Here is a 14,362-nt window from a genome sequence, read left to right as displayed (position 1 = left end):
AATGTTATTTCTATCCTTGTTCTAACATATGAAAAGGCGATGTATAAGCACACCGCCAATCAATTTCTCTTCAAATTCAGACGATTTAAATTCATTCCTTTTTGTACTCTTGATATAGACTATCCCATGTCGGCATTTTGCTCCTAAGTTCATCAAAATTTTGCATTTCTAAATGTGGATTTTTGTTTCGCAACGCATTGAAACTATCATCTAGATGCTGCATTTCAGCTACGGCATTCCGACAATGATCACTCGCAATCAATGCCCCTAGCTTTGTCTTCGCGATAGACCACAGAATAAGTTTTAAAAGAATACCACGAATTCCTACCAAGTTCTTATCATCATTTTTGGGACGAATCTGCATACCAATTGATTTGAGAAAAGCATAAGCTTCTTTTGTCGCTTGCACATACATTGTTATATCTTTCATTGTGACAGTTCTAAGATTGCAATGATGACCATAGGAAAGATATACCACTGGCAGAATGAAAGCCACATGACAAAATAGCCAACTCTCCATATCATCCATAAAGCAAAGCTTCATATTAGAACCACAGAAAAGCTTTTGAAAGAAGGTCTGCTCTTCAAAACATAATTCATTTTTTAAATGTCCTATTGTAAATTCCGTTTGATTAAAACTTACAACTTCCGTGTAATTTTCATGTCGTAATCCAGCACTGGCTTGAAAAGCAAATAAAATATCATTCGGATGTTTTCCTTTTTCTTCGAGTCGGCGTTGCATTTCAGTACTTTGCAAATTATTTCCAACTAGCACAATATATTTTGCTTGAATTTCTGCTAATGTATCTAGAATATTCGCCTGCTGTTGATTCTGCATGATGGAAAATACCACATCATACACTTGGCCATCATATTTAGATAATACCTTTGGATAATCAATCCACTTATTTTTTCCTGAATGAATTTGCAATCCTTGACGTTCCAACACTTCTTTCCAGCAGCCTCTTGAAACAATGGTAACATCATTACCTGCTTTACAAAGTTCGTGTACAGTCAAAGATCCAATGACACCAATACCATATACTAGAACCTTCATATATTTCCACCTCTTTTATTCAAGCCTGATATGCTTTCGGTAAGCACATAGATCTTGCCTGTTCTTCTGGATTGTTTGCCTCGTCGTAGCCGTCGAAAGGTGCATGTGGATCTATCGGCTTTTGTGTTTTCTTCCATGCATTACAAACCCTGTCAATATGACGAAAAGCAAACTCAAAATCATCTGTCCATCCTGTGTGACCAGTGCAGATAACTAGCTTTAGACCTCAATGTTCCAGAAGTGCACGCAGTTTGTTCAATGAGTAGCTTTGCGCTTTGCCCACAAACTTTACTCTGAAATAGAACTGATATATGCCGATAGTTTCGATAAATTCTTTCATAACAACCCAATCTATGCCTCTATCAGCCTCATCTCCTTTGACCTTTCCAATTATTAAAAAATATTAGGATAAAGATCATTCCTATCTTCACATGCTTCCTTATTTTTCCCCAACTAAAAGTGCAGACCCACTAAGCTGCATCCATAGAGACTCCCAGTGTGACATAAACAATCCTTCTGTCGTGGGAATTAGCTCCACATTGTGATAACCCATACTTTTGAGTCTCTCCACAAAAATGTTCATATCACCATACCTTGATACGGAAAAGATGTCATGAATAGCAAAAGAACCGCCCTTCTTCAAAACACGCAATGTTTCTAGAAGAATCTCCTGTCGATTCTTTGAAGGTATATTGTGATAAACATAATTGCTGGTAACTGCATCAAAGCTTTCATCCGGGAAGTTTAGTGAAACAGCATCACCATGTATAAAACGAGTATTTCCCACACCTTCTGCCATTGCATTTCTTTCACAAAGATTTTGGTTGAACGAAGCATATTCCTTGCCCCAACGATCAATCCCAGTAATCACCGCATCTGGATTTCTCTTTGCACAAGCAATTGTTAATGCACCACTTCCACAACCGACATCAAGACAAGACCCTCCAGCAGGCACTTTTACATATTCCGCAATTCCCGCAATGATTTGACGAGACATCTGCCTTTTGCCACGATAGTCAAATGCTTTATACATGGCAACCAACCACAACAGTACAACAAATAAGCCAACACACAATACACTTACAATGATCCGCACGAAAACATATTTAATTATAATACCAATCGTTGCCATAACCACTAATGCCACTGCTACCGCAAAAATCAGTCCTTTCGGTACCCAGTTCTTATAATCTACTTTCACGATTATTCTCCTTTCATAAATACATATCTAAACATATAGCAAAATTCCAATCCTTCATTCAGCAGATATTTTTAGCAAGCATTTGGCAGAAAATTTCTGGATAGACTGTAATGGATTCTGCATGTCCCATACCAGCAAAAAACTTTTCCAACAGACTTCAACAAAGGAAGTGCAACATCGTAATTGTTTGTAGAGTAGAATCCTCTCCATATGGTTCGATTATGCAAGCTATGCAGACAATCCCTTACATAAATGACATCTTTCTCGGAATACTTATTTGAATTCATCATCTTCCGTAAAACCTTTACACTCATATGTTTCACTAGCCAAATCATCATAAAATCACGCAAACATATCAGATATTTAAGTAGTTTCCATAGTTGATACGGTGTGATTCCTCCATCTATTACGTAGGTATCAGCCGTGATGTTTCTATCAGATAGAAGACGAATAGTGACTGCACAACCCATTGAAAAGCCATAGATGCATTTCACATGTCCACCACAATGTTCCTGTACCAAGTTTTCAATGCAAGAAGCAATTTCCTCAATCGAAGTATATTGTTCATTTGGCTCCTGAGAATCATGTCTAGGCATGGTAGGAACAACAACATGATAATTCTTGCTACACTGCGGAATTACAAAATTGAAAGCACTTGGATTCATTAGCATCGGCTGCAACATTACAAGCGTTGGATTCTCCCTATTCCCGTATTCCTGAAATCGCATGATTTTTTTCCTTCTTCGTCAACATCAACCCACTGTCCGTTACTGCGATAGGATTTATTTTTGCTAGTGGACTGTCATCTGCCACAATCATATACTCACATATCTTATCACCATTTGAACATGTCTTTGGTCGTATTAGATATAATTGTAATGCTTGTATCATAAGATGATCCATATTACAAAGATATGGCAAAATCTCCATGATTCCATGTTTCTCGCAGTAGTCTTTAATTGGACATCCTCTTAGTACGAAATGAATACCATCATTGATATCATGTTGCACTTCCATACCCCATGTATTATGCCAATCTTTATGGAGATGAGGTTCTAGTTTTTTCTGGTAATTTTCTATGCGTCTTATCAAAAGACTTCGTAGAACTTTTCTTTTCATCAAAAACCTACCAGGAATCTTCTGTAAGATATTCAAACCATCTTCCATAACCTCATGAATTACAGTATCAATCTCTTCCTTTGTTAAGTTTCTTCCTACCACATCATAGAGTGCAAAAATCCACGCTGACTTGTATAAATTATGAATCAGTACATTAGCTTCGCCACCAATATCTGGCAATTCATCTAAAATCTGACAATATCTCTCTTTCGTCTTATACCAATAAAAATCAGTTTTATTGGCATAAGACGAGTAATTAAATTCCTGCATGCATGTTCCATTATCTTTTGAGATTTTCGTATGATTTTCATCTTCTCTTTCTGATTTAGCATTTTATTCTCCCTTCCTTCAAAAACAGTTATACTCAAATATTCTCGTAACAATTACGTTCCTATATTCCAAAAAATGGACCACAGAAAGTCTCTCCGTGCCCCAATAATTTTTTATCTCCTTCTACTGGAGCATCTCTTTTCATTCTCAGAATAGCACAGTTTGTCATAACTAACAACATATTCTATACATTGGAAAATTGAGCATCAGTAAAAGTTTTTTGATTCTAATTTATTATGTGTATATACTGCAATATACCTTCTACATTTATGTCCTTTTCAGTATCGAATCTTAGTTAAAACACAACTGAAAATTCAGAAATGATGCTGCATTCTATCTAAATAAAAACGACTTCAAGAAAGTCGTTTCAGCCTGTTGACAAACAAATAAGGAAAAAAAGCAAAAAATAAAGTATAATAAAGAAGCAGAAGATCTCCAATTCCCAAAATCGGTAATTCTTCTGCTTTTTATTTTGCAAAAAGTAATCATGGTATAATAATAACGGGAATTGGAGAGTGATTATCATGACAATGACATGCAGGAATAATATAAAACACGACAGTATAATATTTGATACTATTGATAACTTAGTACCACCAGATCACATGGTCAGAAAGCTTGAAGAAGCTGTTGACTGGAACTTTATATATCCTCTGGTAAAGGATCTGTATAGTTCTGAAGGAAGACCATCCATTGATCCGGTGGTTTTATTTAAGATGATATTCATTAACTTCTGTTTTGGCATCAACAGTATGAGAAAAACCTGTAAGGAAATAGAAGTAAATCTGGCATACAGATAGTTTATAGGATATGAAATGTTTGAGAGTATTCCAAATTATTCTACCTGGAGCCAGAACTATATACGTAGATATGGAGATTCTGATATATTTGAACAAATATTCAATAGAATACTTAAGGAAGCTATGGATGCAGGATTTGTTGATCTCGAAACAGTGTTTGGAGACGGAACACACGTTAAAGCCAATGCAAATAAAAGAAAACATACAGATGCAGAAATAGAAATCACAAAAAAATGTTTTGAAGATTCCCTGCTTGAGGAAATAAACCAAGAAAGAGCATTAGATGGTAAAAAAGAATTTCACTCATTAAACAGAACAGAACTGGATTTTGATTCTGAAACAGGAGAAGAAATAGAGATAGTAAAAACAAAAAGAGTAAAGCAAAGTACTACTGATCCTGAATCCGGGAATTATCATAAAGGAGAACATGAAGAATGTTTTGCGTATGAACAGCAGACATTCTGTGATAAACATGGATTCGTATTGAGCTTTGATACAGTCCCTGGAAATATACATGACAGTGTTTCATTCTTTGGTGCATACAGACATCTTCAGGGAAAATTTGGAGATCAAATTAAAAATGTATGTTTAGATGCAGGATATAAAACACCAGCCATTGCCAAAGAGATAATAGATAATCATCAGCAGCCAATACTTCCATATAAAAGACCTCAGACGAAGAAAGGCTTTTTCCCAAAAAGAGAATATGTGTATGACGAACACTATGACTGGTATATATGTCCAAACAATCAAACATTGACATATACAACAGTGAACCGACAAGGGTACAGGCAATACAAGAGTAATCCATTAATATGTGCCAGCTGTCCGTTGAAAGATAAATGCACCAAAAGCAAGAATAATACAAAAGTGATAACCAGACATGTATGGGCACCCTATCTTGAAGCAGCAGAAGAGATAAGGTATACCCCATTATGGAAGGAAATATATCCATTACGCAAACAGACAATCGAGAGAGTATTTGCGGAGGATAAGGAGAATCATTGCTTGAGATTCACACGAGAAAGAGGGTTAAAGAAAAATCGACATAGAGCGTCGATGATTTTTGCATGCCATAATCTAGAAAGAATGGCACGATGGAAATGGGAAGCAAATCCATTTTTAAGCTTAATACCTCAAAATCAGTACTTTGTCTTATTGGAAAGTCAATATTATTGAAGTTTACAGACAAAATAAAAAGTGACATCGTTTAAAATGTCACTTTGTCAACACTCTGGCACTTCATAATGAAGTGTTTTGTTTATGGCTTAATGTCACTAGAACAAGTGTAAGTCCCAGCGCTAGCATTAGTGGTTTATCACCATCTCATTTTTAATACTTCACCAATATTAGATTATATGAAAATGCATATTGCTTATAGCGTATTTAAATTTACGATATGCACAGATGAATCATGTGAACAATACAATATATCTAAACGTACTAAGAATTCTTCTGCATCTTCTTTGGATGGGAAAGTTCTTACTGGTTCAGAAACTCCATTTACAATGAATGTTACATCGTACATATCATCTGTATTGTAGACAGCTGAAATTGCCATTGCTTGAATTTGTGTGGGAACATAGTATTTTGTTTCCTTTTCACGCACAACTTTTAGAATCATATGAATTAGCCTCCATGATACTTTTCTCTATATGTAAATCATATCATTTACTATGACTTTCAACTAAGAAATCTTTCCATTTTTGATATCTTCAAACATGCGAACAGCAGTGCTCATAAAGTTATCATTCGCGTTTGCTAGAATTTCTTTTTCACAAAGTTCCTTATCCGTAGTTGCATAGAACTTTGTAATACCGTGTTCATATAATGCTTCATGACCATCTCCAAGACATCCACAAATTGCGATGACTGGGATATTTCTTTCTTTGCAGTGTCTGCCGATGCCATAGAGTACTTTGCCATGTAGTGTTTGTGCATCAGCTCTTCCCTCACCACTAATGACATAATCAACGCCATCTAACATCTGATCAAAGTTCATTAAATCCATTACAACTTCAATACCAGACTTCATCTCACCTATTAGGAATAATGAGAAGGCTGCACCTATACCGCCTGCTGCACCTGAGCCAGGAATTTCATTTACATCTTTCCCAAATGTTTTTAATAAAACCTGGCGGTAGTTTTCCATACCCCGTTCAAGTTCTTCTAGCACTTCAACTGTACCACCCTTTTGTTTCCCATAGCACATTGTTGCACCATTTGGACCACATAAAGGATTATCCACATCACACATGATTGTAAATTTAGCTTCTTGAACTAATGGGTTCATACGTGAAGTATCGATTGTAACGATATCTTTTAGACTATCGCCAATTCCTTTTACTTCATTACCATCTTTATCTAAGAAGCGTACACCTAATGCTTGCATCGCACCAATACCACCATCATTCGTGGATGTTCCACCAATCGCAATCTTTATATCACGAATCCCATCATCGAGAATGTGAGCGATTAACTCACCTACACCATAGGATGATGTGTAACGTGGATCGCGTTTCTCTTGTGGAACCAATGCTAAACCCACTGCTTCCGCAACTTCTAGGATTGCTTCTTTTTGATTTACCAAGCCAAACTTAGCTTCTCTACGCTTCATATATGGACCATGCGTTGTCACATACATAATTGAGCCTCGCAGATTACGAGTGACAGTTTCCACTGTACCCTCTCCACCATCTGCCATTGTTACATCGATATATTCCACACTTCCAAACACACGGTGCGTCGCATGTCTTAACAAGCGATTAATATTGATAGCACTCATCGTGCCTTTAAATGAATCGGGGGCAAATAAAAATTTCATATATCCTCCTGCTGTCGATGTTTTTATTATGATATCATTCTCAACCGTTTTTCGCATTAAAAAAGTGATTGATAATAACATCATCAACCACTTATTCACGACGTAATGCGTCGATAGGATCTAAGTTTGCGGCCTTGTAGGATGGTAAGATACCAAACACAATACCAATTAACATAGAGAATAATACTGCAAAGATAGAAGCTTCGACACTGATGGCTATCGGTGTACCATTTAGCTTCGATATTAGGAATGCTAGGATAACACCTGAAATGACTCCAATCACACCACCAGTCGATGTTAATACGACTGCTTCCGTCAAGAATTGAATCAGAATTGATTTCTTAGGAGCACCAATCGCCTTCTTCAGACCAATCTCGCGTGTTCTTTCGGTTACACTTACTAACATGATATTCATAACACCAATACCACCAACAAGCAAGGATATACCCGCAATCCACAACAACATTGTATTGGTTGCTTGAGATAACTGTTGAATTTGCTTTGCTTGCTTCATCAGATCTTCTGACTTATAGCTTGTATCACTATTACCAGTTGCTGTAGCGTTTAAAATTTCCTCAGCTTGCTTACCAATCGTTGTCATTGAGTTTGTATCTTTTGCACGTAATATTACATTTTCTGGCTCATCATATTGATATAACAACGGCCATACTGATGTTGGTACATATACCTTTCCAGAAGTATCTTGGTTATATGTATAGTAATCATTCATGTTTTTGATGGTAGGTTCAAACTCTACCGCTGGCGAAACAACACCAACAACCACAAATGGTTCCTTTTGAATTTCTACTGTTTTACCAATTGGATTTTCTCCTTGGAATAACTGTTCTGCAGAAACCTTATCCAATAAACAAACCTTGCGATTCTTATCGACATCATTTGTAGAAAAAGCTCTACCACGGCTTACAATCAAACCATTTGTCTGTAAATATGTATCATCGATTCCGTATACATATCCGCCTGTTAAAGAGTTTGTTAGATGGAATACGCCATCGTATACCTGACGGCGATGATAGAGTGACACATTGACCACACCAGGAATCTTCTTTAAATCCTCTTTTTGAAATGTAGAGACTTCTCTGTATTTACCAGGAATGCCCTGTCCAAAATCATACTCCCAATCACCTTGGGTCATACGTACATTGACGGTATTGACACCCGAGCCAATGAGGTTTGTTTGAATCTGTTCATTTGTACCTTTGATTGTGGAAACGATAGCGATGATTGCCGCAATACCGATAATAATACCCAGCATTGTTAGAATCGAACGCATCTTATGTGATAGGATTCCACGAATTGATAATCTAATATTCTCACCCATTAGTAGCCTCCGTACATAGCGTTGTCGCCCATACCAATCTGTGTACGAGTACCTTCAATTGCACCATCGCCATATGGGAAGGCAATATAGTCCGTATCTGAAAGGCCAGATAATACTTCTGTCGACATATTGAAGTACACTTTACCCGTCTTGATATATGTCTTTACAAGTTTTCCATCTACATCTTTCATAACATACTTCTGTCCATGGTCATCACGGATAAAGGCATTGCTAAGATAGATGGAAGATGTATCTGTATTTTCTTTTTGGATTGATAAGGCAAGATACGCACCTTGTTTTAAATCATCACCCTTTTCAATATATGCAGTAAAACCGTACATCGAAACATTTGGATTACCACCATAGAATCCTTCACTAGAATTCGTTGGGAAGTTATCAATCTGTGTAACGACTGCTTCGTAGATTGAACCCGTTTCATAACTTGTAACAGATACCTTCGTACCCTTTTGAATTGTTGTTAATAACAATTCTGAAATTGTGCCCTTTACTTCTGTACCTGTTCCACCTGCGACAGTCAAGAACGGTGTTCCATCCGTAGGTACATTATTCATATCCTTTAGACCTTTAATAACACCATTGCGCTTTGCGTAAACAACGCCATCTGCCAACTGTGTCTGTAATTCTGATAGTTCTAACTGTTTACGGCGAATATCGATATCATACTCACGAATTTCAGATTCCTTTGCGTGAATTGCACGTACCAGTTCTGAGGCCGTCATACCATTTGGTTCAATTTCAGGTGCAGGTTCTTCGTGAGGAACTAACACTACGAGAATTGTGCGTGTCTTTAGATCTAACTTTGCCATATCATTTGTTTCTGTACCCAAGATTTCCTTTAGCCTATCTACAGATACTAGCCATGAATCTACAAGACCCTTTGTCTTATCATCATCTTTGTAAACATCAAGGGAAACATAGAATCTCTTTCCATCTGTTTCTGCTTTGTGAATGAGTTCTTTGATAAACTTACCAGTAAGGAAACCATCACTCTTTATGGCAAAGTGATATGGATTGGCTTTTGTACCCTTTTCATATGTGTTTACAGCAGGAACTGCTGGGGTAGGTGTAGGAGTTGGAGTAGGAGTAGGTGTAGGTGTTGGAGTTGACCCTGGGGTTGGCGTAGGCGTCGGGGTTGGTTCATCGAGATCCTTTGTAAACTCTGTATCCTCATCCGTTAACGCATTTAGATAATTCCACACTTTATTTTCTTCTACCTGTGGGCCTATTTCTGTATCCAGCCTATATTCCGGCTCAGGTGTAGGAGTAGGTGTTGGGGTTGCTCTTCTTTCTATCGGTTTTGTGTTTTGTAGTTGTAGCAATTCTTTCTTTGCTTGTTCTAAACGAAGCTGTGTAGTAGAAATTTCAATCTTCTGCAATTCCACTGTATAGTTTAAGCTTGTAATATCATATGCCAATAACTTGTCACCAGCGGATACTGCTTGACCTTCAGTAACATATACTGCAGTGATAATTTGAGATACGGATGGTGTAACAGTCTGTGTGGCTGAATCGGATACCAAACCACTCATTTGTGGTTCCGTTGGATTTCCACCCATATTCATCGTACTAACTTGGACAACATCCACCTTACGGGATGCCTTACGATATTGGAGGATTCCAAAGTAACCAAGTACTAAGGCCGCAACGACAGAAACACTGATAATGACTCGTTTTTTATTCATCCCTGCCCTCCTGTATCATGCCATCAATAATATGAATCACACGCTTCGCCTTACTTGCAACATGCGCGTCGTGTGTAATCATAACAATTGTGACACCTTCTTTATTTAATTCCTCAAATAATTCCATGACCTGCTTTCCAGATGCTTGGTCTAGTGCACCTGTCGGTTCATCCGCCAAAAGAATACGTGGATGATTGATTAATGCACGTGCAATCGCTACACGCTGCTTTTGTCCACCAGATAATTGATTTGGCTTAAAATTTATACGATCTCCTAGACCGACTTTGGTAAGTGCTTCAACTGCAGCCTTTTCGCGTTCTGCCTTTGAGATACCCGCATATACAAGTGGTAATGCAACATTTTCAATTGCGGTTTCACTAGGTAAAAGTTCAAATGTCTGAAACACGAAACCAATTTTCTTTAAACGAACTTCTGATAGTTCATTTTCAGAAATACGTGAAATATCTGTACCATCCAATTCGTAGGTTCCTTCTGTACAGCGATCCAAACATCCAATGATATTCATTAATGTTGTCTTCCCTGAACCAGAAGGACCCATAATTGCGACATACTCACCTTCTGCCACCTGAAAAGAAATATTCTTCAAAACAGGTACTTCGATGGTGCCGCCATAACTTTTATAGATTCCTTGTAAGTTCAATAACATACTTATTCTCCACTTCCTGCTGTAGAGATAGGTTCTGTCTTCATACCTTCTTTATAGTCTTCCATTGGCCATGCAATACTATCAGATTCAGATACGCCAGATTTAATTTCATACTGGTATAAGTTTTGATCCAGCTCACCAACTTCAACTTCACGCTTCTCTAAACGGTTGTTCTTGTTAGCAACCCAAAGGTATGCTTTATCGCCTTCCATAACAACATAAGACGCATCTAACCAGATGCCTTCTTTCTTCACAGCAGTACCATTATTCTTTTCAATATATACATGCTGTCCTAGCATTAAACCATCAGAAGAATCTAATGAAATATAGAATGGATATGTACTAGCCTTTTCAGAGTTACTAGAGCCACCCATGCTATACATATCATTCTGTTTTGCGTTTGGTTCTGTCTTAATTTCTGTAATCTTACCTGTCCAAAACTTTGTCTCATCTGTTCTAGAGCGTACAATCATCTCTTGTCCAAGTGTGATAGATGTAATGGATGTTTCGTCAATGGTACCCTTCACTCTAAAGTCACCAGACTGTGAGATTTCGATAAACGCTGTTGCATTACCTTGTGCATCTGTACCATTTTCATTAATTGCCTTAATAATCCCAGTTGTATTGGCAAGCACATTCGCATTATCGATTTCTTTTTGTTTCGCAGCTAAATCCAGCTGCTTTTGTTGGATAGATAACTGTGCAACACGAATATCATTTTCCGCAATCGCAATCTGACTGGTATCACCACTGGCTTTATATTCGGAGATTGCATTATACTTGTCCGTAATTGTGCCTCTTAATGATTCAATATCTAAATTGATTGAACTAATCTGTTTTTGCGCTTCTGAAACATCGTAGCGGAAAAGGACTGTTGTAGGAATTACCTGATCACCAACAGACACAAATACCTGTTCAATCTTCTTCTCTTGGTTTTTGTTGACCTTTACACTCTGTTGGGCTTCTACCACACCAGAATAACGGTCATTTCCACCACCCGTAGAACCCATGATATTACTAATGGTATCTACATAGGCAACCGACCCTCCACTAGTTCCACCAAGATTCTTTTGGAAGAAGGTAAATATTGTAGCGACAATCGCCACAACCGCAACAAGTACCGCAATCAAAATCTTCTTATTTTTTAGCATACAAATCTCCTGTATCTTTTCTAACAGACTATATCTTGCAAAATGATGTATTTCTTTTGATATAAGTAGAATAAACTAACTCTTTGACAATATTCTACCATCTTGCAAACATAGTATATATAACAAAAGTGACAATTCCATTACAATCTTACTATAATATTCTTATGAATAAATTAAGACGAATCATTCCACTCCTAATCACAACCATTTTACTGGTCGCAAACTTCTATTTCTATCAGAATTATCATAAGCTTGATCCAACAAATACCATGTTTTTCATCGCGAGCATCGTATCGCTCTTATCTATTCTTTTAAAATGGCTACCCCATAAACCAAAAATCGATACGATAGTCAAAGTGATTACAATCATGCTTGTTCCATTACTGATAGAAATGTCAGTCGAACTCTGCAACAATAACTTACTCTCCGATATCGAAGGTATCGGTAATGTATTTGTTAACTACGGTATCATTCTTCTGATTGCAATGATTTTCTACGTACTACTTGCAAGTATGAAATTCTCTTTTGCGATTACAACTATGATCCTATGTATCTTCGGAATTGCAAACATGTATGTAAAGCAGTTTAAAGGAATCCCTCTTTTACCATGGGATTTAAGTGTCATCAAAACCGCAGCTGGCGTCGCTACCAATTATCAGATAACATTCAATGTACAAGTGCTATTTACGCTAACCGTGGTTAATTTCATCTTTGCACTGTTATTCTGGTTACCAAAAGCAAAGAAAACAAAACAACGGATACTCTATCGTACAACTTGCCTTTTCCTATCTGCTGCAGTTTTGATTACTTTTTATGGTACCGATTTCTTTCAACTTACACTTGGTGCAACACCTGACTTCTTCAATCAAGCAAGAGGTTATGAAAACTATGGTGCGATTGCGGAATTCTTCGTGAATACACGCTATCTTTCCCTTCAAAAGCCGCATGGCTATGATATAGAAACACTTTCAACACAATTAAAGGAGAATACCAGTTCTACCCAAACCATCACGGAGACAGCACTCTATCAACATCCAAATGCGACGGTAGAACATCCGAATATCATTACGATCATGAATGAAGCCTTCTCAGATTTACAAGTTGTTGGATCGTTTCAGACTGATACAGACTATCTTCCATTTGAAAATAGTATGAGGAATGCTAAAAATACCATCCAAGGAAATGTCTATGTTTCCACGATAGGAACCGGCACCAGCAATACTGAATATGAATTTCTAACCGGTAACTCTATGGCCTTTTTACCAATTGGTTCCAATGCCTATACACTATACGAAAAACATACGCAACCTGGTCTTGCGATGACTTTATCCAATCAAAACTATAGTACGACCGCCTTCCACCCTTACTACAAAGAAAATTGGAATCGCATAAACACTTACCAATACATGAACTTTGATCGATTTATCGGTATGGAGGATATCACAAACTATCAAAGGTTAAGAAACTACATTTCTGATGAATGGGATTTCCAACACGTCATTGATTTATATGAACAGCGTGATACATCAAAACCATTTTTCATGTTTAATGTAACGATGCAGAATCATTCGCCATACGATACAGGATTGATTCACGATGTCCATATCACTTCAATGAAAGGAAATTATCCGCAAACAGAAGAATATCTCAGCATTATCCGTCGTAGTGATATGGCTCTAGAACAACTTGTAAATTACTTCAAGAACGTTTCTGAACCAACAATTATCTTGATGTATGGTGACCATCAACCATTTATTGAAGATGAATTCTACGAAGAACTCTATGGTAAGAGTCTTCACGAACTCAGTGATGCGGAAAATCAACGCAGATATATCACCCACTTCTTTATGTGGGCAAACTATGATATTCCAAGCGGTATAATCCCTTATATCAGCGCAAACTACCTCAGCACCTTACTTGCGGAAAACGCAAACGTAAAGCTAACGCCATATCAAAACTTCCTTCAAAATATATATCAAGACGTACCTGTTGTATCGGCTTTAGGTTGTATTGATAAAGATGGTAACTACTTTGTATATGGCAATCAAAATGCTTATTCATCAAGACTAGAGACTTATGCACAGCTCGCTTATAACAATCTCATCGAAGAAGGAAAGCGCAAAAACGAATTATTTACCCTTCCTCCTAAAAATTCAAAATAAGTACTGTAT

11 protein-coding genes and 1 pseudogene are annotated in these 14,362 nt (G+C 37.3%); 2 read left to right on the top strand and 10 right to left on the bottom strand.

Annotated features, from left to right (window positions below):
* Positions 1-91: 91 nt before the first annotated feature.
* The 4 genes from RGT18_RS02190 to RGT18_RS02175 form a co-directional block, all read right to left on the bottom strand.
* Complete coding sequence (locus RGT18_RS02190; protein WP_028078849.1) at positions 92-1,057, bottom strand: ketopantoate reductase family protein; 966 nt, start codon at positions 1,055-1,057, stop codon at positions 92-94.
* A 439-nt stretch (positions 1,058-1,496) separates the two neighbouring features.
* Complete coding sequence (locus RGT18_RS02185; RefSeq protein WP_028078848.1) at positions 1,497-2,258, bottom strand: class I SAM-dependent methyltransferase; 762 nt, start codon at positions 2,256-2,258, stop codon at positions 1,497-1,499.
* A 71-nt stretch (positions 2,259-2,329) separates the two neighbouring features.
* A complete protein-coding gene (locus tag RGT18_RS02180; RefSeq protein ID WP_051241070.1) occupies positions 2,330-2,986 on the bottom strand; it encodes an alpha/beta fold hydrolase in 657 nt (218 codons plus the stop codon).
* Positions 2,961-3,647, bottom strand: a complete 687-nt coding sequence (locus tag RGT18_RS02175; RefSeq protein ID WP_081659587.1) for an L-2-amino-thiazoline-4-carboxylic acid hydrolase — start codon at positions 3,645-3,647, stop codon at positions 2,961-2,963. Before RGT18_RS02175 ends, RGT18_RS02180 begins: the two co-directional genes overlap by 26 nt.
* A 590-nt stretch (positions 3,648-4,237) precedes the next feature.
* Between RGT18_RS02175 and RGT18_RS02170 the strand changes: the two are divergent.
* A pseudogene (locus RGT18_RS02170) lies at positions 4,238-5,686 on the top strand (IS1182 family transposase).
* Positions 5,687-5,882: 196 nt separating this feature from the next.
* Here the strand turns inward: RGT18_RS02170 and RGT18_RS02165 are convergent.
* The 6 genes from RGT18_RS02165 to RGT18_RS02140 all read right to left on the bottom strand — a co-directional run bounded on the left by RGT18_RS02165 (position 5,883) and on the right by RGT18_RS02140 (position 12,191).
* Positions 5,883-6,131, bottom strand: a complete 249-nt coding sequence (locus RGT18_RS02165) for a hypothetical protein (protein WP_006526342.1) — start codon at positions 6,129-6,131, stop codon at positions 5,883-5,885.
* Between the two features lie 63 nt (positions 6,132-6,194).
* Positions 6,195-7,331: a glycerate kinase family protein gene (locus RGT18_RS02160; RefSeq protein WP_028078158.1), complete on the bottom strand. Its 1,137-nt coding sequence runs from the start codon at positions 7,329-7,331 to the stop codon at positions 6,195-6,197.
* Between the two features lie 91 nt (positions 7,332-7,422).
* Positions 7,423-8,670 (bottom strand): ABC transporter permease, encoded by a 1,248-nt coding sequence (locus tag RGT18_RS02155; RefSeq protein ID WP_028078157.1) that lies wholly within the window; start codon positions 8,668-8,670, stop codon positions 7,423-7,425.
* Complete coding sequence (locus RGT18_RS02150) at positions 8,670-10,373, bottom strand: biotin/lipoyl-binding protein (RefSeq protein ID WP_028078156.1); 1,704 nt, start codon at positions 10,371-10,373, stop codon at positions 8,670-8,672. The genes RGT18_RS02155 and RGT18_RS02150 overlap by 1 nt, the downstream gene beginning before the upstream one ends.
* Positions 10,366-11,040 (bottom strand): ABC transporter ATP-binding protein, encoded by a 675-nt coding sequence (locus RGT18_RS02145; RefSeq protein WP_006526346.1) that lies wholly within the window; start codon positions 11,038-11,040, stop codon positions 10,366-10,368. Before RGT18_RS02145 ends, RGT18_RS02150 begins: the two co-directional genes overlap by 8 nt.
* Positions 11,041-11,042: 2 nt before the next feature.
* The gene (locus RGT18_RS02140) at positions 11,043-12,191 is read right to left on the bottom strand and encodes an efflux RND transporter periplasmic adaptor subunit (RefSeq protein WP_051240987.1); all 1,149 of its coding nucleotides are present in this window, start codon (positions 12,189-12,191) and stop codon (positions 11,043-11,045) included.
* Positions 12,192-12,355: 164 nt separating this feature from the next.
* On the opposite strand from RGT18_RS02140, the gene RGT18_RS02135 reads away from it, so the two are divergent.
* Positions 12,356-14,353, top strand: a complete 1,998-nt coding sequence (locus tag RGT18_RS02135; protein WP_081659527.1) for an LTA synthase family protein — start codon at positions 12,356-12,358, stop codon at positions 14,351-14,353.
* Positions 14,354-14,362 lie beyond the last annotated feature (9 nt).

Origin of the sequence: Solobacterium moorei (assembly GCF_036323475.1) — a bacterium.
GTDB classification, from domain to species: domain Bacteria; phylum Bacillota_I; class Bacilli_A; order Erysipelotrichales; family Erysipelotrichaceae; genus Bulleidia; species Bulleidia moorei.
The sequence above is the reverse complement of the archived record's forward strand: the minus strand, read 5'-3'. Positions and strand labels throughout refer to the sequence as shown.